Source organism: Streptomyces sp. NPDC001634, assembly GCF_040298185.1.
Classification (GTDB): domain Bacteria; phylum Actinomycetota; class Actinomycetes; order Streptomycetales; family Streptomycetaceae; genus Streptomyces.
This window is the reverse complement of the sequence record NZ_JBEOZU010000007.1, coordinates 80000-100032: the sequence shown is the minus strand read 5'-3', so window position 1 is coordinate 100032 and position 20033 is coordinate 80000. Positions and strand designations below refer to the sequence as shown.

Sequence of the window (20033 nt, the reverse complement as noted above, 5' to 3'; positions counted from 1 at the left end):
CGCGACAGTGAGTTACTTCTGTCGCGTCACCGTGGAGAGACTAGGAGGGAACTGTGAAGCCAGGGAGCTCCTCAGATAAATAGCTTGTTTCGGAACGGTAGGTCGTCAACCGGGATCTATCCGAACACACACCCAATTGCACTATCTGGAACGGATCGTTCCATGATGCGTTTTACCTGCTCAGCGCCCCGCGAAGCCGCTCCGAGTCGGTGGTCGGGGCATCACAGGTGAAGTTACGGCAGACGTACGCCGTCGGTTCACCGTTGACAAGATTTCGGTCAACAAGGAGCGGCAGCTCATCACTCTCCGGGGTACCCACGGCCACGACCGCGCCCGGGGCGGTGCCCAGAAGTGCCGTGCGGTGCAGGGACCTTGTGGCCGGATCGTCCAGAGCAGGTCCGACGATCGCGACCTCGCGAGGCCCGTCCAGGAACGCCTCGGCGACGGCGAGCCCCCAGCCGATGAAGCGGGGCACGCGCGGCCCGAGCGCCCTGACGACGCCCAACGCCCTTTCCGCCACGGTGCGATGGGGTTCGGAGCCGGTCTGCGCGGCGTACGACAGGAGGGCACCCGCGGCGGCGGTCCAGCCGGACGGGGTGGCGTTGTCGGTGGGATCCTGGGGGCGGCGGATGAGCTTCTCGGCGTCGGCGGCGGTGTCGTACAGCGCTCCGCTCTCGTCGGTGAACTGCACGAGCACGTGATCGAGCAGGAAACCGGCGAACTCCAGCCAGACACCCTCGCCGGTGACGGAGGCGAGGGCGAGGAAGCCCTCTGCGACATCGGCATAGTCCTCCAACACACCCGCGTTGGCGCCCGCCTGCCCGTCCTTCGACGTACGGGCGAGCCGGGCGTGCTCGTCCATGTGCAGCCGTACGAGGAGGTCGGCGGCGCCGATCGCGGCGTCCACGAGGTCGGGGCGGTCGAAGTACGCGCCGGTCTCGGCGAGGGCCGCGACGGCCAGGCCGTTCCAGGCGGCCACCACCTTGTCGTCGCGGCCGGGGGCGGGGCGTTCCGCTCGCGTGCGCAGCAGGCGCTCACGGATGGACGCCACCTTCTCGGCATCGAACACACCCTCGTGCTGCGGGAGTTGCAGAACGGAGGAGCCGTGCTCGAAGGTCCCGTCCTCGGTCACGCCGAAGTAGGAGGCGGCGAGTTCGGCGTCGTCCGCGCCAAGGGCTTCCGTCAGCTGCTGCGGCGTCCACACGTAGTACGCGCCTTCTACGTGCTTCCCGGTCCCGTCGTCACTGTCGGCGTCGATGGCGGAGGCGAACCCGCCCTCGGCGGTACGGAGTTCACGCACCATGAAGTCAGCCGTCTCCAGGGCGACTCGACGGGCAAGCTCGGAGCCTGTGGCGCGCCAGAGGTGGGCATAGATGCGGCACAAAAGGGAATTATCATAGAGCATCTTCTCAAAATGTGGCACGCCCCAGTCCCGGTCGACGGAATACCGAGCAAACCCACCTCCGAGTTGGTCGTAGATCCCACCGCGCGCCATGCGCTCGCAAGTGTCCTGAGCCATCTGGAGGGCACCCTCGGAGCCAGTCCGGGCGTGATGGCGGAGGAGGAACTCGATGACCATGGACGGCGGGAACTTCGGCGCCCCGCCGAAACCGCCGCGCTGCGGGTCGTACTCGCGGGTGAGGCCGAGGAGGGCCTGGCTGAGCTCCTGCTCGCCGGGGGCCTGCGCGGCGCCGTAGCCGATCTCGCGCCCGGCGAGATCGCGGACGATCTTCCCCGCGACCTCCGCCACCTCGTCCCGGCGCTCGGCCCAGGCATGGCGGACGCCTTCGAGGACCTGACGGAAGGACGGCATGCCGTGGCGGGGGGCGGGCGGGAAGTACGTCCCGAAGTAGAAGGGCTCTGCGTCCGGGGTGAGGAAGACGGTCATGGGCCAGCCGCCCTGGCCGGTGGCGGCTTGTACCGCCTCCATGTACACCGCGTCCACGTCCGGTCGCTCTTCGCGGTCGACCTTGACGCTGACGAAGTGCTCATTCAGGTAGGCGGCGATGGATTCGTCCTCGAATGACTCGGAAGCCATGACATGACACCAATGGCAGCTCGCATAGCCGACGCTCAGCAGTACGGGAACGTTGCGCCGCCGCGCCTCCTGGAATGCCTCGCCAGACCAGGGCCACCAGTCGACCGGGTTGTCGGCGTGCTGGAGCAGGTACGGGGACGTCTCATGGGCCAGTCGGTTCACTCCCCCACTCTCCCACGGGGTCGGGCACCGCGTAGAACCGCAGATTGACCTGGCGCGCTCCTTCGGGGGCATCCTCGCGCTCGTGGCCGTACCGGTCCACGAGGGCCTGGTACTCGCGCACGAAGTCCACCAGCTCCTCCCTGGTCATCCAGGTACCGGCCCGCATGATCTGGGCCCAGCCCTCGGCGCCCCGGTACTCCCCGTGGGCGCGGCGGAAGAGGTCGGTGTCCACCTCGATCTTCGGGAGGGCGAGGTGCTCCGCGACCGCGTACTCCTCGGGGGGCATCGTGGCCGGGTCGGGTGTGGTGTGACGGAAGGGCAGGGCCCGCCACCACCGCTCACGGCCGCCGGACTTCTCGGGGATCTCCTCGATGAGGCGCTGCTCGGCGAGCTTGCGCAGGCGGTAGCTGGTCGTTCCCGAGCTCTCGCCGAGGACCTTGGCGAGCACGGTCGAGTTCGCCTCCGCGTGTGTGCCCAGGTACTCGAGGATGCGGCGACGCAGCGGGTTGCCGAGGCGTCCTGCTGGCAGTGGGCTGCGCGGCCACGGCCCTGCTCGGCTTCCGCGGCCATATGTACGCACGCCTGACAGCTTCGGCGACGGCCGCGATCGCGGTCATCGACGCGTGGTTCGACATAACCACCTCGTCGTCGAGCAGGGCCCTCGCCCAGGCTGTGGCCTGCGCGGCGGCGGAGGCGACGCCGGTGGGGGGCTGCGTGTTCCTGGCGGTGTCGAAATGGCTGCCGGGGGCGGGGGCGGGGTGACGGGACCGGACGGCCCGGCGCGCCTCACGCGGCAGGAGTGTCCCAGACGGTGACCTCGAACTTCACCGTGGCGCCAACCGCGCCCGGGGTCGCCGTGATGACCTTCAGGTAGGCGGTGCGGCCTTCACCGGTCGTCAGACAGAAGCGGGAGCCCGCAGGCGCCTCGGCGGTGTACGTACCGTTGCTCCGGACGGCCTCGGCACACTGCGCCTCGGTGGGCGCGGAGGAGGACGCGGGCAGTGGGGCGAGCGTGTTGGCGCTGTCCGGAGTGCCCAGGTCCGGGGCGCCCGTGGTCGCGCCGATCCGGAGGTCCGCGCCCTTGATGTCATCCGCGACGACCGGCCCGCTCGAGTCGAGCTCGACCGCCGGACCTCCGTGGCTCATGTCGGCCTGGAAGACGACCGGCCCATAGCGGACGCGGGCGGCGGGCGCGGCCGAGGCTCCCGGTGCGGGGGAGGAAGCCGCCGTCGTGGCCTGGGCCGCCGTGGAACCCCCGGCAGCCGGGGGCTGCCCTGCGGCGCCCCGGGAGCCGGCCCCGCCCGCCCCGCTCACCAGGATCGAGACGATGATCCCCGCCACCGGTATGACAATGCCGACCACCCACCAGGCCCAGCGCGGCTGCTGCGGCATCCCGGGTGAAGCGCCGTGTCCGGCGCCGATGTCCGAACTCATGACCGTCCCCCTCGGTTGACTTGATCACGATAGACAAGGAAGGAGGGATACGTCACTCACGCCCTCGTACCGCGTCCCTCCCAACATCCCCCCGCCACAAGGGAAGTGCCGCTCACCGGTAGCGCTCTCGCGCTCGCGTCCTGCTCGAAGGACACTGAAGAGCCAAGTAGTTGACGCCGGAGGGGGACGTGACATGCGGGACAGCCACCGGGCGGAGGCCGAGCGGCTGTTGGCACGGGCCGTGGAGGAGGAGGTGCGCCGCTCTGGCGGCCGTACCGACGGCGCCGTACTCCTGTCGCGGGCGCGCGCGGCGCTCGACGCCATGGCGCAGACAGCGGCGGAGGAGTACGAGGCGTACACGCGCGCCCTCGACGAGACGGAAGCGGGCAGGCTGACCTTCGGTCAGCGGTATGCGCAGGAAGGTGCCGGAACTGCGCTTCTGGTGGCGGCAGTTGCCGCAGTCGCGGCCTGCGTAGCGGACCTCGCACTGGGCACGGGCACGGGCACGGCACTCGGCGCCGGTGCCACCGCCGGGGTCGTGGGCGCCGCGGCCACGGTGGTGAAGGTGACCGCGTCCCATCTGCCGGCGGCCAGCCGGCGGGCCGGCGCCCTCGGCCAGCCCGGCGGACCCGAACAGCTGCGACTGCAGTGGCTGACCGCCCTCGAGGTGCGGGGCATCCGCCCCTTCCTCGACCAGCAGCGGGTGATCGCCTCCACCACCCCCAAGAAGAGCTCGCCCCAGCTGCGCCGCACCGACAAGAGCGCGGCGGCCCGCAGGCGCACGGTGCTTGAGCAGTCGTTCGGTCAACTGGGGCACCCGGTAGGCCCGTTCGCGGGCAGACGGCGGGAGCTGGCCCGTATCCAGCAGTGGGTCCAGGCGGCCCGCGCGAGTACGGAGACCAGGCCGTCGGTGGTCGTTCTGCACGGCGCGCCGGGCTCCGGGCGCACCACGCTCGCGATCCGCGCCGCGCACGAGGTGAAGGACCACTTCCGCGGCGCGTGCGTCGTGAACCTGCGCGGTGACAGCGCCGAGGAGCCCCCGCTGTCCACCCGCGACGCCCTGCTCCATCTGCTCAACCGGCTCGGTGCGCCCCGCGAACAGCTCCTGTTCCGCGAGCGCTCCGCACCGGACCAGCAGGTCAAGCGGCTGAGCGAGCTGTACCACCAGCAGCTGACGGGGCTTGCGGTCACGATCGTGCTGGACGACGCCTCGGACCCCGAGCAGGTCCGCACCCTCATCCCCGAGCGCTCCGAGAGCCTCGTCCTCGTCACCGCCCGCGAGCCCCTCGACCTGCCCGCGGATGCCGGCGTGGGTGCACCACCTCCCGGTCGACCCGCTGGACGCGGCGGGCGCGGAGGAGTTGCTGAACGCTGCGGCCCAGGACCACTCGGCGCCGTACGACGCGGAGGCCGCCGACCGCACCAGGGAGCTGTGCGGCGGACTGCCGCTGGCGCTGCGCATCGCGGGCTCGTCCCTCGGTCCGCGCACCCCGCGGCAACTGGCCGCGGACCTCGGCGCGTACGGCCCGGTGGAGCCGGTGGAACGCGCCCTGTGGCTGCGCTACACGGACCAGTCGGAGGCCGCGCGGCGCCTGCTGCGGCGGCTCGCGCTGGCGGGCCGGACCTCACTGGGCGCGGCCGCCGCGGCGGCCCTGCTGGCCACGGACGAGCAGGAGGCGACGCGGTATCTGCAGACGCTGTCCCGTGCGGGACTGATCGACCACGTACGCGGCAGCCGCTATCGCCTGCACGACGTCGTCCGGGCCTTCGCCCGGGGCCGTCTGCTGGACGAGGAGGAGCCGGCCGAGCGCACGGCCGCCCAGGAACGCCTGATCGTGAACTACGCGGAGCTGGCGGACTCGGTGCTGCGCCTGGTGGACGGGAACATGTCGACCCGCTCGGACCGCTTCGGTCCGCACGGATTCACCTCCCTGGACGCGGCCCTGCGCTGGCTGGACGACGAGTCGAGCTTCATCACCGCCGCCCTGCGGCATGCGGAGGGCGTCGACCAGGCCGCCGTGCTGAACCTCCTGGGCGCCCTGTGCGACTACTGTCTGCTGCGCGGCGACCTCTACCGACTGGGCGAGATAAGCGAGCTGACGCAGGCCGTCGACCAGGGCCTGCTGATGCGCTCGGTGCAGTGGCGTACGGGCATCGCGGCCCGCCAGCTGGGCGAGCTGGACAAGGCGCGGACGACGCTGGCCTCGGTGGTGGACCTGTACTTCGAGGCGCACCACGACGCGGGCGCGGCCAGGGCGCTGTGTTCCCTTGGCATCACCCTCCACCACCAGGGCAACCTCACCGAGGCGGCGGCCAGGCTCCAGGAGGCGCTGGACCTCCAGGCCGCTCCGGAGCTGGCGGCGGACCGCGCGTGGACCATGCACGCGCTGGCCGCGGTGGAGCGGGACCGGGCACGGCCGGCCCGGGCGCTGGACCTGCTCACCCGCGCCCTGGTCCTGCACCGGGAGAACGACTCGGTGCACGGGGAGGCGTGGACCCGTTTCCACTCGGGCCAGCTGGCGCTGCGCATGGGCGACGTGCAGCGCGCCATGGCGGAACTGCGCGAGGCCCACGGCCTCTACACCCGGACACAGGACGCCCGCGGCGAGGCGTGGGCCTCGACCGAACTGGCCCGCGCCCACCTGGTCTCCGGCGACCTGCTCGCGGCGCTGGACGAACTGACCGTCGCGGCGATGCGCCACCACGAGAACGAGGACGCGCGGGGCGAGGCCTGGACCGTCTACTACTTGGGCCTGGTCACCGAGGAGCACGGCAGGCTGGGCGAGGCGGTCCACAATCTGGAACGCTCCCGCACGATGTTCTCGCGCATGCGGGACGTGTACGGCCTGGCCTGCGCCCGTCACCACCTGGCGCGTGTGACCCGCGACCAGAAGGCGGCCCAGACGGGATCGCTCCGCAACTCCGGCTTCGCCCGCCAGCTGCTGGTGGATGCGAAGGCGGACTTCCAGCGCATCGGAGTGCCCCACGGCGAGGCGTGGACCTGCCTTGAACTGGCGGTGGTGGACGCGGGCAACACCCGCACCCAGCAGGCGCTGGCGCTGTGCGACGAGGCGATCGGCCTGTTCACCTCGTACGGCGACCGCAGAGGCGAGGACTGGGCCAGATTCCTGCGCTGCACCCTCCTGCCCTACGCCTCACCGGGAGGGTCGGAAGTGGGCACCGCGGTGGCCCAGGAGGAACTCGCCCAGCTGTCCCGCGCAAACCACCTGGCGAGGGACGAGAAGCTGGACGACTGCGTGGGGGCGTACCAGCTGCTGCTGGAGCGGGGCGTGAACCTGGAGGGCGGCTGGCAGGCCTGGAACCTGGGCATGGTGCCGGGACGGCGCGCACGTGAGGTGATGGGGGTGGGGTGACGGCCGGGAGCTGACGGGCACGCCCCGAACGGGGCCACGCCCGGCACCGGTCGTGCGCGGCCCCCGTGAAGGCGGCCCCGGGGAAGCGGCCCCCGGAAAGGGGGGACGCTCAGCCCTGCTGGGCCTTGGGCGCCCTCTTGGCCGTACCCGAGCCCTTCTTGGCGGCGCCCTCGTCGGAGGCGCCGCCGTCCTCCTCGAAGTCCACCTTGCCCATGTGCTTGCTCATGGACTTCATCAGGCCCCACACCGCCAGGGCCATCACCGCGAAGACGATGAAGCCGAGGACGCCGGGGGTGACCTTGTTCTGATCGACCTCGGCCAGCGGCACGAGGTGCGTCACGGTCAGGCTCACGCTTGCGCTCATGTCAGGCATTGTCCCTCAGGACCAGCGGATGCCTGCAAAGAGGTCGTCCTCCGGGAGGGAGGTGTCCACGAGGGACTTCGCAAGCTCGTACTCCTCCGTCGGCCAGACCTCCTTCTGGAGCTCCATCGGGACACGGAACCAGCCGCCGTCGGGGTCGATCTGCGTCGCGTGCGCGATCAGTGCCTTGTCGCGGATCTCGAAGAAGTCCGCGCACGGGATGTGGGTGGTCAGCGTGCGCTCGGCGCGCTCGAACTCGTCCCACCGCTTCAGCCAGTCCCCGTACGGCGACTCCAGACCGCGCTCCAGCATCGCGTTGTGCAGCGCCTCGGTGCGCGGCCGGTTGAAGCCCTGGTTGTAGTACAGCTTCTGCGGCTGCCACGCCGGGCCGAACTCCGCCTCCGGGTACTTCTCGGTGTCCGCCGCGCCCTCGAACGCCACCATCGAGATCTTGTGGGTCATGATGTGGTCGGGGTGCGGGTACCCGCCGTTCTCGTCGTAGGTGGTGATCACCTGCGGACGGAACGCGCGGATCTTGCGGACCAGCTCGCCGGCCGCCTTGTCGACGTCCTCCAGGGCGAAGCAGCCGTCGGGCAGCGGGGGCAGCGGGTCGCCCTCCGGCAGACCGGAGTCGACGAAGCCGAGCCACTCCTGCTTGACGCCGAGGATCTCCCTGGCCTCGTCCATCTCCTTCTTGCGTACCTCGTGGATGTGCTCCTCGATGTACTTGTCGCCCTGGAGCTTCGGGTTGAGGATGGAGCCGCGTTCCCCGCCTGTGCAGGTCACCACCAGCACGTCCACCCCCTCGGACACGTACTTCGCCATGGTGGCCGCGCCCTTGCTCGACTCGTCGTCGGGGTGCGCGTGAACGGCCATCAGTCGCAGTTGGTCAGTCAAGACTCGATCCTCAGTAAGTCGGCAAGTCGGCGCCCGGTGTGATTCGGCGCTTCGGGCGGCTTCTATAGTGACCGAATCGGGGGGTGAAAAATTCCGGGTCCGGTCCCTGGACGTCCCTTTCGGGACCTCCGTCCGGCCCTGCCGAGAGGACGATCATGAGTACGGCGAGCATGCGGTTGCCCGAGGGCCGTTACGGCCGCTCAGCCGACGAACGCACCGACCGCACGCTCAAGATCGCCGGCAGTGTGCTGGGGGCGTTGCTGCTCGTCGTGGTCGGCTGGTTCGCGTACCACTATGTCGCACAGAACAAGATCAGCGGCGAGGTCATCACCTTCGAAGCCTCGCACGACGCAGTCAAGATCCATCTGGAAGTGCGCAAGGACGCGAAAGCCACCGGCTACTGCACCCTGCGCTCCCAGGCGGCGGACGGCTCCGAGGTGGGCCGCGCGGACTTCCGGTTCGGCGGACACGCCACGCGTATCGACAGAGTCGTCACGCTGCGTACCACCGCCCCGGGCACCACGGCGGAGCTGCTCGGCTGCCACGCGGACTGACGTCACTCTTGTCACGTACTCCCTGACCTGCGTTGACGAAAATCTGATGGCTTATGTCCTCCCCCTTCTGCCTCTGAATTGTTAGGCTCGTGGTTTCGCCCACCCGTGAAAGAACATTCTTCTGGGTAGGGCGATGCTTTGTATTCCCAGTACCGACGAGGAGCACCTGTGACCCAGACCAGCGAGAACGTCACCTGGCTGACCCAGGAGGCGTACAACCAGCTCAAGGCCGAGCTGGAGTACCTGTCTGGTCCTGCGCGCACGGAGATCGCCGCCAAGATCGCCGCCGCGCGCGAGGAGGGCGACCTGCGCGAGAACGGCGGGTACCACGCGGCCAAGGAAGAGCAGGGCAAGCAGGAGCTCCGCGTGCGCCAGCTGACCCAGCTCCTGGAGAACGCCAAGGTCGGCGAGGCCCCGGCGGCCAACGGTGCGGTGGCGCCCGGCATGGTCGTCACGATCGCCTTCGACGGTGACGAGGACGACACGCTGACGTTCCTGCTCGCTTCCCGCGAGTACGCGAGCGCCGACATCGAGACGTACTCCCCCCAGTCCCCGCTGGGCTCCGGCGTGACCGGCAAGAAGGTCGGCGAGGACGCCGAGTACGAGCTGCCGAACGGCAAGAAGGCCACGGTGAAGATCCTCAAGGCCGAGCCCTACCAGGGCTGAGCCTCCGCCTCACCTTCAGCACGCCCCCGGTGCCCCGGCGGCACCGGGGGCATCGTCATGCCCATCCGGCCCCGGTCGCGTCATGCCGTCGCCGAGCGGTACTTCCGTACCGCCAGCGTCCGGAATATCGCGATGATCAGGACCGAGTAGATCAGCGAGGCCCAGACGGGGTGAGCCATGGGCCAGGCGTCCGACGGCGACACCCCCGGGTTGCCGAACAGCGTGCGGCAGGCCTGCACGGTGGCGCTGAACGGGTTCCACTCGGCGATGTGCCTCAGCCAGGGCGTCATATGGCCGGTGTCCACGAAGGCGTTCGAGATGAACGTGACCGGGAACAGCCAGATCAGTCCGCCCGAGGTGGCCGCCTCCGGTGTACGCACGGACAGGCCGATCAGCGCGCCGATCCAGGTGAACGCGTACCCCGTCAGGAGCAGCAGCCCGAAGGCGGCCAGCACCTTTCCCGCGTTGGTGCCCGCGTCGGAGCCCACGCGCCAGCCGACCAGCAGGGCGACGATCGCGAGGACCAGCAGCGTCAGCGCGGTCTGCACGAGGTCCGCCAGAGTCCGCCCGGTGAGCACCGCACCCCGGGCCATGGGCAGGGAGCGGAAGCGGTCGATGAGCCCCTTGTGCATGTCGTCGGCAATGCCCGCGCCGGCGCCCGCCGTGGCGAACGTGACGGTCTGGGCGAAGATGCCGGCCATCAGGAAGTTGCGGTAGTCGGTGGAGCTGGTACTGCCGCCGATCTGCATCGAGCCGCCGAAGACGTAGCTGAACAGCACGACGAACATGATCGGCTGGATCAGCCCGAAGATCACCATCTCGGGGATCCGGGTCATGCGGATCAGATTCCGCTGGGCGACGACCAGTGAGTCACGGACGGACTGGCTGACGGGGTTCGCGGGCGCCGCGACGGGCGCGGCGTCGGTGACGACACTCACTTGGCGGTCTCCTTCGTGCGCTTGCGGGCCCTGGGGTCCGCGGCCGCGCCGTTGTCCTCGGGCTTCTCCTCGGCGACATGGCCGGTCAGGGACAGGAAGACGTCGTCCAGGGTGGGCCGGCGCAGTCCGATGTCGTCTATCTCGATACCGCGGGTGTCCAGCTCGCGGATGACCTCGGCGAGGAGCTTGGCGCCACCGGTGACGGGGACGGTCAGTTTGCGGGTGTGCTCCTCGACGGTGGTGTCCCCCTTGCCGAAGCCGCTGAGGACCCCGGCGGCAGCTGTGATGTGCTCGCGCGCGTGGACGACGACTTCGACTCGCTCGCCGCCTGTGCGCGCCTTGAGCTGGTCGGAGGTGCCGCGGGCGATGACGCGGCCGTGGTCGACGACACAGATGTCGTGCGCCAGGTGGTCGGCCTCTTCGAGGTACTGGGTGGTCAGGAGCAGCGTCGTACCGCCAGAGACGAGCTGTTTGATGACGTCCCACAGCTGCTGGCGGTTGCGCGGGTCGAGGCCGGTCGTCGGCTCGTCCATGAACATCACGGGCGGCCGGACCACCAGCGCGGCCGCCAGGTCGAGGCGGCGGCGCATACCGCCGGAGTACGTCTTCGTGGGGCGGTCGGCGGCGTCCGTGAGGTGGAACTGCTCCAGCAGCTCGACTGCCCGCTGCTTCGCCGCCTTCGCCCTCATCTGGTAGAGCCGGCCCACCATCTGGAGGTTCTCGCGGCCGGTCAGATACTCGTCGACCGCGGCGAACTGCCCGGACAGGCCGACCGAGCGCCGCACGGCGTCGGGGTGCTTGAGCACGTCGATCCCGGCGACGACCGCCGTGCCGCTGTCGGGGCGCAGCAGGGTCGTCAGGCAGCGCACCGCGGTGGTCTTGCCCGCACCGTTGGGCCCGAGGAGGCCGAGCACGGTGCCCTCCGGGACGTCGAGGTCGACGCCGTCCAGAGCCCTTACGTCGCCGAAGGTCTTCACCAGGCCTTCGGCGTAGATGGCGCCTGGCATATGGGTCTCCACGTCATTGGGGATGGGACAAAGAGGGTAGTTTCCGGTTTTCGTTCGTTCGAGGAGTTTTCGCACATTCGACGGCATACGGGATTTCGTAAACCGCGGCGAACGCCCGCGGCACGGGCGGGCGTGACGAGATGACGAGATACAGGGCGAGATGCAGGACGAGCAGATGCAGAGCAGCGAACTGTACACACCATAACGCGATGTATCGCGTCTCTCAATAGTTTTCCACAGGGGTGTTACACAGGGGGTGTGACAACGGCCCCGGGCCCGGTCCCGACCTCAGTCGATGACCGTGTAACCCGCCTCCCGCAGCGCCTGGCCGACCTCCGCGCAGTGCTCCGGGCCCTTCGTCTCCAGGTGCAGCTCGACCTCGGCCTCCGCGAGCCCGAGCCGTGGGTCGGTCCGTACGTGACTCACGTCGAGGACGTTGGCGTCGACCACGGTCAACACCCCGAGGAGCGTCGCGAGGGCGCCCGGGCGGTCGGTCAGCCGCAGCCGCACCGCGAGATAGCGGCCCTGCGCGGCCATGCCGTGCCGCAGGATGCGCTGCATCAGCACCGGGTCGACGTTTCCGCCGGACAGCACGGCGACCACCGGGCCCTCGAAGTCGCCCGGATCGCTCAGCAGCGCCGCGACCGGGCTCGCGCCGGCCGGCTCGACGACCAGCTTGGCCCGCTCCAGACAGAGCAGGAGCGCGGCGGACAACGCGTCCTCGGACACCGTACGGACCTCGTCGACCAGGTCCTGGACGATGCGGAACGGCACGTCGCCGGGCCGCCCCACCTTGATGCCGTCGGCCATCGTGGCCGGGTTCCGGACCGGCACCGGACGCCCGGCCGCCAGCGAGGGCGGATACGCGGCCGCACCCTCCGCCTGCACCCCGACCACCCGCACGTCGGGGCGCAGCGCCTTCACCGCGGTCGCGATACCCGCGATCAGCCCGCCGCCGCCGACGCCCACGATGATCGTGCCCACCTCGGGGCACTGCTCCAGGATCTCGAGACCGACCGTTCCCTGGCCCGCAATGATGTCCGGGTGGTCGAAGGGGTGGATGAACACCGCGCCCGTCCCGGCCGCGTACTCCTGCGCGGCGGCCAGCGTTTCGTCCACCACCTGTCCGTACAGCCGTACGTCTGCGCCGTACTCCCGGGTCGCGCTGATCTTCGGGAGCGGGGCGCCCTTCGGCATGAAGACCGTGGAGTGCACACCGAGCAGCGCCGACGCGAGGGCGACGCCCTGCGCGTGGTTGCCCGCGCTCGCGGCGACGACGCCCGCGGCGCGTTCCTCGGGCAGCAGCCCCGCGATGCGCACGTACGCGCCGCGCAGCTTGAACGAGCCGGTCCGCTGGAGGTTCTCGCACTTGAAGTGCACCGGCGCACCGACCAGCTGGGACAGATGCCTGCTGCCTTCCATGGCGGTGACACGTGCGACGCCCGAGAGCATCTTCTGGGCGCCCCGTACGTCGTCCAGCGTCACCGGCGGCAGGGAGTCGGCCGTGCTGTAGCTCATGACCACCAGTCTCGCAGTTCACGCCCGTCCACAGCGGGTGTGACCAAGGCGCGGGACGGGTTTGCGCAGCGCCGGTACGACCCGCGCCCCGGCCGCGTACTCTGTCCCCCAATCAGCTCCCCACGCATGAAGTGAGCCCCCGGCCATGCCCACAACACCTGAAATGTCGATGGACATGACGACCGTCGGTGACACCGGTCTTCTGGACACGCTGCAGCACGAGGTCGCGGTGTTCGCGCGCCGTGCCGAACAGACTCGGCTCGGCGGGGTCGGGCAGGTGCGCAACTCCATGGACCGCGCCGCGTACCTGCTGCTCAACCGCCTCGACAAGGAAGGCCCGATGGGCGTCAAGGCCCTCGCCGCAAGCATGGGGATCGACTCGTCGACGGTCACCCGGCAGGTCGCCCCGCTGGTCGACACCGGTCTCGTCAAGCGCACCTCTCACCCGGAGGACGGGCGCGCGGTGGTGCTCCAGCTCTCTCCGCGCGGGCAGTCCCGCCTGGAGGAAGTCCGTTCGTCCAGGCGGCAGTTGATGGCCGAGCTGACGCACGACTGGACGCCGGAGGAGCGCGAGGCGTTCTGCACGCTGCTCACGCGGTTCAATGTCGCCCTCTCCGCACGGCAGGCCGCGCAGGGGGTTCCAGGGGCGGAGTCACAGCCGACGTCCTGAGGTGCGGGCGCGTCGTGCGTCATGACCTTGGCCGCCGTACGTCATGACCTTGGCCGTCGTGCGTCGTGACTTGGCCGTCGTGCGTCGTGACCTGGCCGTCGTGCGTCGTGACCTGGCCGTCGTGCGTCGTGACCTGGCCGTCGTGCGTCGTGACCTGGCCGTCGTGCGTCGTGACCTTGACCGCCGTAACTCATGACCCCGGCAGTCGCACGTCGACAGTCGCACGTTGTCACGTCGGCAGTCGCATGTCGTGACGGTGGGCACGCGCGCGTGCCGTCGTTCCCCGGCTCTTGACCCGGGGGGTTCGGCCGGTCTCATATGAGACCAGGTCCCCGTCGTACGCGATCCGGCCTGCCGTACACACCCCCCTTGTCGTGCGTGCGCGGCGCCGCCCGTACGCGGCGGGGTCCCGTTCCCCTCAGGGTCGCCCTCAGGCGGGAGGCGCGGTGCGAGAACGGCATGCGTCCCAAGGCGCCCGCCGGGCCCGCGAGTTCGAGGCGTTCGTCGCGGGCGCGGCCGGGCGGCTGCTGCATGCCGCCACACTGCTCACCGCGGAGGCCCCCGACGACAACCCGCGCGCGCGGCACCTGCTGACGCTGGCCCTCGCCGAAACGTACGCCTCCTGGGACCGGCTGCGCGGCGAGGACCCCTACGACCGGGCCCGCCAGCATCTGGCCACCCGCTTCGCGCGCGGGGCGTGGCACCAGTACGGGGCGCTCGGCCGGCACCGGCCGGACTCGGGGAGCGTGCTCGCGGACCTGTCGCCCCAGGAGCGGCTGATCCTCGTCCTCAGGCTGTACGAGGGTGTCGCCGAGGAACAGACGGCGGCGCTGCTGGGTCTGCCCGCAGAGCGGGTACGGGCGATCTGCACCCGGGCGATGGCTACGGTGCTGCACCCGCCTCGGGGGGCGGCACCGGCGGTGCCGGTCCCGAAGGTGGCGCCGTCGTGAGGGGGCCGTACGGGAGCGGCCTCCAGAAGCCGTACGGGAACGGAGTGGGCCGGTGAACATGCCCGAGCGGGAGGCAGCCGTGCGGCGGATGCTGGAGCGGACGCCGCCCCAGGTGCCGCCCGACCTGTACCCGGAGGTGGTGCGGCGCGGCAGCCGTATCCTGCGCCGCCGGACGGCAGGCCGCCGCCTGCTGTGGCTGGTGCTGCTTGTCGCCGCCCTCACGTTCGTGATCTGGGCGTCGATCGCGCGCCCGTGGGTGGAGCCGCCGTCGACGACGACTCCACCGGTCAGCAACTGGTGAGACCAGGCTGCTAGCCGAGGGCCTGCTGCAGGTCCTCCAGAAGGTCGTCCAGGTTCTCAATGCCCACGGAGAGCCGGACGAGGTCGCCGGGGACCTCCAGGGCCGAGCCGACCACGGACGCGTGCGTCATCCGCCCGGGGTGCTCGATCAGGGACTCCACACCGCCCAGGGACTCGCCGAGCGTGAACACCTTCGCGCGGTTGCAGACCTCGACGGCCGCCTCCTCGCCGCCCGCGACCTGGAAGGAGACCATGCCGCCGAACGACTTCATCTGCTTCGCGGCGACCTCGTGACCAGGGTGCTCCGGCAGGCCCGGGTACAGAACGCGCGTCACGCGCGCGTGCCGCGTGAGCATGTCGGCGACCCTCGTGGCGTTCTCGCTGTGCCGGTCCATGCGGACGGCAAGCGTCTTGGCACCGCGCAGCACCAGCCAGGAATCGAAGGGACCGGCGACCGCGCCCATCGCGTTCTGGTGGTAGGCCAGCTGCTCGCCGAGCTCCGGGTCGTTCACGATCAGCGCACCGCCCACCACGTCGGAGTGGCCGCCCATGTACTTCGTCAGGGAGTGCACGACGACGTCCGCGCCGAGCGAGAGCGGCTGCTGCAGGTAGGGGGTCGCGAACGTGTTGTCGACGACGAGCCTGGCGCCCGCCTCACGGGCGATCTGGGCGATGGCGGCGATGTCCGTGATGCCGAGCAGCGGGTTGGAGGGGGTCTCCACCCACACGGCCTTGGTCTTCGGGGTGATCGCGGCTTGTACGGCGGACGGATCGCTGGTGTCGGCGACCGACCATTCCACACCCCATCGCGAGACGACCTTGGCGAAGAGGCGGAACGTACCGCCGTACGCGTCGTTCGGGATGACCACGTGGTCGCCGGGGCTGAGCAGCGTACGCAACAGGCAGTCCTCGGCCGCCAGTCCGGACGCGAACGCGAGGCCACGGCGGCCGCCCTCGAGGGCTGCGAGGTTCTCCTCCAGGGCGGTCCTGGTGGGGTTGGCGCTGCGGCTGTATTCGTAGCCGCCGCGCAGCCCGCCGACGCCGTCCTGCTTGTAGGTGGAAACCTGGTAGATCGGCGGGACGACCGCACCCGTGAGGGGGTCGGCGGTGTTCCCCGCGTGAATCGCGAGGGTTTCGAAATGCTGACTGATGTGCCTGTCACTCATGGGCACCGAGCGTAGTGCGCCCGCGGCGAGGCTGACGGCGCGCGAGGCCGGGGTGCGGGGGGAGTGAGCGGGCACGTGGGGAGAAGGGACCGGGTGAACGGAGTGCCCCGGTGGGTTTTCCACAGGCCCGGCGACCGGGTTGGCCAAGTGTCGGACCCGTCTGGTTCGCTTGAGCCATGGAGATTCTTTGGGTCCTGATGGCGCTGGCCATGTTCAGCATGGTCCTGCTGCCCGTCCTCAGGCGCAGGCGCGCGGGCATCCAGCTGGTCTCGCCGGGCGACCCGGACGCCGCGGACCCGGCGAACTACGGCTTCCTGCGCCAGGAGGAACTCGACGTCCGGATGCCCGGCCCGGACCAGGATCTCCTGGACGTCCTGGACGTGGTGCAGCGCACGCAGGACTATCGCGCGGCCGCACAGCTCCTGGTCGGCACCGAGAAGGAGGGCGAGACGCGCTGGCAGCGTGTGCAGGCCTTCGCGGGCGCCGCCTCCCTGGAGCTGCAGCAGCGGCCGGGCGGGGTGAGCGAGACGCCGGGCGGTCAGTGGCTGCGGGTGTGGCGGGCCGAGGCCCCCAAGGACCCGGGCGGTGCCGCCGTGCACGCGGAGTTCCTCGTCCAGCAGGCGTGGCGAACGTCCACACCGGGGACGGACGATTTCCGGATCATCATGGAGGAGGCGAAGGCCGCCTGCGCTGAAGCGGCCCTGCTGGCCCCCGGCGACCCGATCCCGTACATCATCGAGCTCTCGGTGGCCCGCGGACTCGCCTACCCTCAGCCGGAGTTCGAGCGGCTGTGGCTGACGATCGTGGACCGCGCTCCGGCCCATATGGGGGCGCACCTCGCGGCGCTGCACTACTGGTGCGAGAAGTGGCACGGCTCGCGGGAGCTGGCGTACTCCTTCGCGGAAGCCGCCGCGAGCCGCGCCCCGCAGGGCTCGCTCCTGGCCGCGATGCCCCTGTTCGCGGTCTTCGAGCACCTCCCCGAGGTGAACCTGGTCCGCAGCTTCTACCAGAGCGAGGTCGTGACCAAGGCGATCCACGGCGCGCTCTTCGCGGTGCAGTCCGCCCGCCCCGACGACCCGATGCTGGCGCACGTCCGCCATCTCCTGGTGTTCTTCCTGGTCCGCAGCGAGCGCTGGGCGGAGGCGATGGCCCAGCTGGTCCATGTCGACGGCCACGTGGGCGCGCTCCCCTGGACTCTGACCTCCGACCCGGCTGGGGACTACGCGATATTCCGCGCGCTGGCCGTGGCGGGGTACGAGGCGAACGGGGGAAGCCCGGCAACACTGCTGCACTGAGGACGGACGCCGCGGCCGCGGAGGGGTGCGGTGCGTGCCCGGGACGGCGATCGAGGCATCGTGCCCGCGGTCGCCCGCCGCGGGACGCGGCACAGGGCGGGACACCTGCCGGTCTCCCCCCTCACACCGAACCTTGCGGAGGCAACGATGACGGACAGCGCCGGCCCCGTGGGGTTGTGGTGCTCGCAGCCACCACCGGTGCGCCCGGAGCCGTGGCCCGACGTACAGCCGCAGACCAGCCACGTCTGCCTCGAACGTCCGCAGCTCGTCCTGGTCCAGCTGCGTGGGTGGAGGTGACAGCGCCGTGAGATTGCTGTTCGGTCGTCCGAGTCTGCGCCCCTACCACATGTACATGCAGCGTTCGGTGCTCACTCCTGATGGTCTGACCGCGCGCTTCCTGGGAACCACTTCGCTGTTGCTCTCCGATGGGGACACCACATTGCTCTGTGACGGATTCGTCACCAGGCCCGGGTTGTTGCGCGTCTTGCTGGGCCGGATCAGACCTGATCGGGCGCTGGTCAGGGATGCGATCGAGCGGTCGGATGCCCACTCACTCGCGGCGGTGTTCTGCGCGCATACTCACTACGACCACGCTCTCGACGCTCCGGTGTGGTGTCTGGAGACGGGTGCTGATCTGGTCGGTTCGGAGTCAACGGCCAATGTTGGACGCGGTGTGGGTGTGCCCGAGTCATCACTGAAGGTGGTCCGGGGCGGCGACGTGCTCACCTACGGTCGGTTCGAGTTGACCTTCCTGGACTCCGTGCACAGCCCCGGCGACCACTACCCGGGTACCGTCGACAAACCACTGGTCCCGCCCGCTCGGACGCGGGCTTGGAAGACCGGCACGGCTTTCTCCGTGCACGTTTCCCACCCGCGGGGCAGTGTGCTGCTGCACGCCAGTGCGAATCACCGGCCTGGAATGCTCGCCGACTACCAGGCTGACGTGGTCTACCTTGGCGTAGGGATTCTCGGCAAACAGTCGCCCGAGTTCGTGCACACGTACTGGGATGAGGTCGTGGGCGCGACCGGCGCACGCCGGGTCGTCCTGGTGCACTGGGACGATTTCTTCATCAGTCTGGACCGCCCGCTGCGGCCGATGCGCTACTTCGCCGACCGGTTCGATACGACCCTGGACCAACTGCTGCCTTTGGCCCGCAGAGACGGTGTCGATGTAGTGCTCCCGACTGTCCGGAAGCCCACCGACCCGCTTGCTGGGCTGACCTGAGCGGTGATCTTGATGGCGGACCCGCTGATCACGTGGCCGGCGTATCAGCCGGCGTATCAGGTGTGCCCGCTCGAGCTCAGCTGTCCGCCATGGCCGCCGTTCTCTCCCTCGCAAAGGGCTGACGTGAGGGAGGACGGGATCGGTGTGAAACGGGCAGGGAAGGGGTGATCCCCGTGTCGGACCCACCGCACGCCTGCTCCGGTCCCGACACTGCCGTCGACGAGAATCTACTGGAAGATCTGATCATCGAGGCGCAGACGGCCCTGCCGGTCGAACTGCCCGCCCCGGTGAAACGCTGCGCCTCGGCGCTTGGCCTGGGCACCGCGCTGATCTACCTCGTCGACCTGCAACAACGGCTGCTCATCCCACTCGATGAGGAGTTGGATCCGCTGCCGGTGAGCCGCTCGTCCGGCGGCTGGGCGTACCGAACGGTCTCCCCGCACGTGGCCGAGGCCGACGGCGGCCTGATCGTCTGGATGCCTCTGGTCGACGGTGCGGAGCGGCTGGGCGTGCTGGAGGTGCGTACCGTCACCCTCGACGGGACACGGATGCGCCGCACCCGGATGCTGGCCCATCTGTTCGCCATGCTGATCACCTCCAAGCGCGCCTACAGCGACTGGCTCGCCGCCCGCACCCGCACCGCGACCATGCGGTTGCCCGCCGAGATGCTGCGGGCCTTCCTGCCACCCCCCACCATCGGCAGCAGCAGGTGCGTCTCGACCGCGGTCCTGGAACCGGCGTACGGCATCGCCGGCGACGCCTTCGACCACTCGGTGGTCAAGAACATCCTGCACACCATGATCCTCGACGCCATGGGTCACGATCTGACCGCCGGCCTGACCACGTCGGTCGCCATGGCGGCGGCGCGCAACGCCCGCCGCTGCGGTGGCGACCTGGCCGACGTCGTCAGCGCCGTCGACCAGGCGCTCGCCCAGTGGCTGCCCGACCACTTCTGCACAGGCGTGCTGTGCCGGCTCGACGCCGAGGCCGGAGTGCTGCGCCGGGTCAATTGCGGTCACCCCCCACCGCTGCTGATCCGCGCCGAGCGGGTGCTCGCCGGGGCACTGGACACCCCCCCGCAGCCGCCGATCGGCCTCGCCGGCGCACTCGCCCCGGCAGCCCGGCAGGTCCACGAGACGACGCTCGAACCGGGCGATTGCGTCCTGCTCTACACCGACGGTGTCGTGGAGGCTCGCGCCGCCGACGGTGCGGAGTTCGGCCTCGACCGGTTCACCGACTTCATCATCCGCTCCAACGCCGCCGGCCAGCGCCCGGCTGAGGTGCTGCGGCTGCTCATCCACGCCATCCTCGATTACCAGCGCAACCAGCTGCGGGACGACGTGACCATCCTGCTGTTCGAATGGCGCCCGCAGTACCGGTGACGCGGTACTGCGCACAGGTAAGGGAGCGGTGCGGGGCAAGATCGGATGAGAGGGGACAGCAGCCGACGCGGCACTGGGCCGCACTGTCCAAACGGG

The 20033-nt window shown here is 70.2% G+C and carries 19 protein-coding genes and 1 pseudogene; 11 read left to right on the top strand and 9 right to left on the bottom strand.

The window, feature by feature from the left end; genetic code table 11:
* Window positions 1-172: 172 nt before the first annotated feature.
* Both ABT186_RS06645 and ABT186_RS06640 read right to left on the bottom strand, forming a co-directional pair.
* Window positions 173-2200 carry a thioredoxin domain-containing protein gene (locus ABT186_RS06645; RefSeq protein WP_351221934.1) on the bottom strand — a complete coding sequence of 676 codons (2028 nt, stop codon included), beginning with the start codon at window positions 2198-2200 and terminating at the stop codon, window positions 173-175.
* Window positions 2181-2702 carry a winged helix-turn-helix domain-containing protein gene (locus tag ABT186_RS06640; RefSeq protein ID WP_502973146.1) on the bottom strand — a complete coding sequence of 174 codons (522 nt, stop codon included), beginning with the start codon at window positions 2700-2702 and terminating at the stop codon, window positions 2181-2183. Before ABT186_RS06640 ends, ABT186_RS06645 begins: the two co-directional genes overlap by 20 nt.
* Before the next feature lie 26 nt (window positions 2703-2728).
* Here ABT186_RS06640 and ABT186_RS06635 point away from each other — a divergent pair, with 26 nt between their 5' ends.
* On the top strand, window positions 2729-2962 hold the full coding sequence (locus ABT186_RS06635) for a hypothetical protein (protein WP_351923956.1): 234 nt from the start codon (window positions 2729-2731) through the stop codon (window positions 2960-2962).
* A gap of 24 nt (window positions 2963-2986) precedes the next feature.
* Here ABT186_RS06635 and ABT186_RS06630 read toward each other — a convergent pair whose 3' ends face one another.
* Window positions 2987-3634, bottom strand: a complete 648-nt coding sequence (locus tag ABT186_RS06630) for a hypothetical protein (RefSeq protein WP_351221936.1) — start codon at window positions 3632-3634, stop codon at window positions 2987-2989.
* A 193-nt stretch (window positions 3635-3827) separates the two neighbouring features.
* Between ABT186_RS06630 and ABT186_RS06625 the strand changes: the two are divergent.
* Window positions 3828-7008 (top strand): annotated as a pseudogene (locus ABT186_RS06625) (tetratricopeptide repeat protein).
* Between the two features lie 109 nt (window positions 7009-7117).
* Here the strand turns inward: ABT186_RS06625 and ABT186_RS06620 are convergent.
* Complete coding sequence (locus ABT186_RS06620) at window positions 7118-7381, bottom strand: hypothetical protein (protein ID WP_351221938.1); 264 nt, start codon at window positions 7379-7381, stop codon at window positions 7118-7120.
* A gap of 6 nt (window positions 7382-7387) precedes the next feature.
* Complete coding sequence (mca, locus tag ABT186_RS06615) at window positions 7388-8266, bottom strand: mycothiol conjugate amidase Mca (RefSeq protein WP_351221939.1); 879 nt, start codon at window positions 8264-8266, stop codon at window positions 7388-7390.
* A gap of 155 nt (window positions 8267-8421) precedes the next feature.
* Between mca and ABT186_RS06610 the strand changes: the two genes are divergently transcribed.
* Window positions 8422-8820: a DUF4307 domain-containing protein gene (locus ABT186_RS06610; RefSeq protein ID WP_351221940.1), complete on the top strand. Its 399-nt coding sequence runs from the start codon at window positions 8422-8424 to the stop codon at window positions 8818-8820.
* A 168-nt stretch (window positions 8821-8988) separates the two neighbouring features.
* On the top strand, window positions 8989-9486 hold the full coding sequence (gene greA / locus ABT186_RS06605; protein WP_351221941.1) for a transcription elongation factor GreA: 498 nt from the start codon (window positions 8989-8991) through the stop codon (window positions 9484-9486).
* An 80-nt stretch (window positions 9487-9566) separates the two neighbouring features.
* Here greA and ABT186_RS06600 read toward each other — a convergent pair whose 3' ends face one another.
* The 3 genes from ABT186_RS06600 to ilvA form a co-directional block, all read right to left on the bottom strand.
* Complete coding sequence (locus tag ABT186_RS06600) at window positions 9567-10424, bottom strand: ABC transporter permease (RefSeq protein ID WP_351923873.1); 858 nt, start codon at window positions 10422-10424, stop codon at window positions 9567-9569.
* Window positions 10421-11431: an ATP-binding cassette domain-containing protein gene (locus ABT186_RS06595; protein ID WP_351221943.1), complete on the bottom strand. Its 1011-nt coding sequence runs from the start codon at window positions 11429-11431 to the stop codon at window positions 10421-10423. Before ABT186_RS06595 ends, ABT186_RS06600 begins: the two co-directional genes overlap by 4 nt.
* 288 nt (window positions 11432-11719) lie before the next feature.
* Window positions 11720-12949 carry a threonine ammonia-lyase gene (ilvA, locus tag ABT186_RS06590; RefSeq protein ID WP_351923871.1) on the bottom strand — a complete coding sequence of 410 codons (1230 nt, stop codon included), beginning with the start codon at window positions 12947-12949 and terminating at the stop codon, window positions 11720-11722.
* A gap of 163 nt (window positions 12950-13112) precedes the next feature.
* Between ilvA and ABT186_RS06585 the strand changes: the two genes are divergently transcribed.
* The 3 genes from ABT186_RS06585 (at window position 13113) to ABT186_RS06575 (ending at window position 14870) form a co-directional block, all read left to right on the top strand.
* Window positions 13113-13619, top strand: a complete 507-nt coding sequence (locus ABT186_RS06585) for a MarR family winged helix-turn-helix transcriptional regulator (RefSeq protein WP_351221970.1) — start codon at window positions 13113-13115, stop codon at window positions 13617-13619.
* Window positions 13620-14065: 446 nt separating this feature from the next.
* Window positions 14066-14569 (top strand): sigma factor-like helix-turn-helix DNA-binding protein, encoded by a 504-nt coding sequence (locus tag ABT186_RS06580; RefSeq protein WP_351923869.1) that lies wholly within the window; start codon window positions 14066-14068, stop codon window positions 14567-14569.
* Between the two features lie 52 nt (window positions 14570-14621).
* A complete protein-coding gene (locus ABT186_RS06575) occupies window positions 14622-14870 on the top strand; it encodes a hypothetical protein (protein WP_351221946.1) in 249 nt (82 codons plus the stop codon).
* 10 nt (window positions 14871-14880) lie between these two features.
* Here the strand turns inward: ABT186_RS06575 and ABT186_RS06570 are convergent, their stop codons facing one another.
* Complete coding sequence (locus tag ABT186_RS06570) at window positions 14881-16035, bottom strand: cystathionine gamma-synthase (RefSeq protein ID WP_351221947.1); 1155 nt, start codon at window positions 16033-16035, stop codon at window positions 14881-14883.
* Window positions 16036-16211: 176 nt separating this feature from the next.
* On the opposite strand from ABT186_RS06570, the gene ABT186_RS06565 reads away from it, so the two are divergent.
* The 4 genes from ABT186_RS06565 (at window position 16212) to ABT186_RS06550 (ending at window position 19937) form a co-directional block, all read left to right on the top strand.
* Entirely contained in the window at window positions 16212-17330 is a 1119-nt protein-coding gene (locus ABT186_RS06565; RefSeq protein ID WP_351923867.1) for a hypothetical protein, read from the top strand.
* 147 nt (window positions 17331-17477) lie between these two features.
* Window positions 17478-17627 (top strand): hypothetical protein, encoded by a 150-nt coding sequence (locus ABT186_RS06560; protein WP_351221949.1) that lies wholly within the window; start codon window positions 17478-17480, stop codon window positions 17625-17627.
* Window positions 17628-17634: 7 nt separating this feature from the next.
* The gene (locus ABT186_RS06555) at window positions 17635-18555 is read left to right on the top strand and encodes an MBL fold metallo-hydrolase (protein WP_351221950.1); all 921 of its coding nucleotides are present in this window, start codon (window positions 17635-17637) and stop codon (window positions 18553-18555) included.
* Between the two features lie 164 nt (window positions 18556-18719).
* Window positions 18720-19937 carry a PP2C family protein-serine/threonine phosphatase gene (locus tag ABT186_RS06550; protein ID WP_351923865.1) on the top strand — a complete coding sequence of 406 codons (1218 nt, stop codon included), beginning with the start codon at window positions 18720-18722 and terminating at the stop codon, window positions 19935-19937.
* Window positions 19938-20033: the final 96 nt, after the last annotated feature.

What these genes read in the sequence shown, in the direction of transcription:
- ABT186_RS06630 (WP_351221936.1), bottom strand. Translation starts at nt 3,634, where the DNA reads ATGAGTTCGGACATCGGCGCCGGACACGGCGCTTCACCCGGGATGCCG.
- ABT186_RS06620 (WP_351221938.1), bottom strand. Translation starts at nt 7,381, where the DNA reads ATGCCTGACATGAGCGCAAGCGTGAGCCTGACCGTGACGCACCTCGTG.
- ABT186_RS06610 (WP_351221940.1), top strand. Translation starts at nt 8,422, where the DNA reads ATGAGTACGGCGAGCATGCGGTTGCCCGAGGGCCGTTACGGCCGCTCA.
- ABT186_RS06595 (WP_351221943.1), bottom strand. Translation starts at nt 11,431, where the DNA reads ATGCCAGGCGCCATCTACGCCGAAGGCCTGGTGAAGACCTTCGGCGAC.
- ilvA (WP_351923871.1), bottom strand. Translation starts at nt 12,949, where the DNA reads ATGAGCTACAGCACGGCCGACTCCCTGCCGCCGGTGACGCTGGACGAC.
- ABT186_RS06585 (WP_351221970.1), top strand. Translation starts at nt 13,113, where the DNA reads ATGTCGATGGACATGACGACCGTCGGTGACACCGGTCTTCTGGACACG.
- ABT186_RS06570 (WP_351221947.1), bottom strand. Translation starts at nt 16,035, where the DNA reads ATGAGTGACAGGCACATCAGTCAGCATTTCGAAACCCTCGCGATTCAC.
- ABT186_RS06565 (WP_351923867.1), top strand. Translation starts at nt 16,212, where the DNA reads ATGGAGATTCTTTGGGTCCTGATGGCGCTGGCCATGTTCAGCATGGTC.
- ABT186_RS06560 (WP_351221949.1), top strand. Translation starts at nt 17,478, where the DNA reads ATGACGGACAGCGCCGGCCCCGTGGGGTTGTGGTGCTCGCAGCCACCA.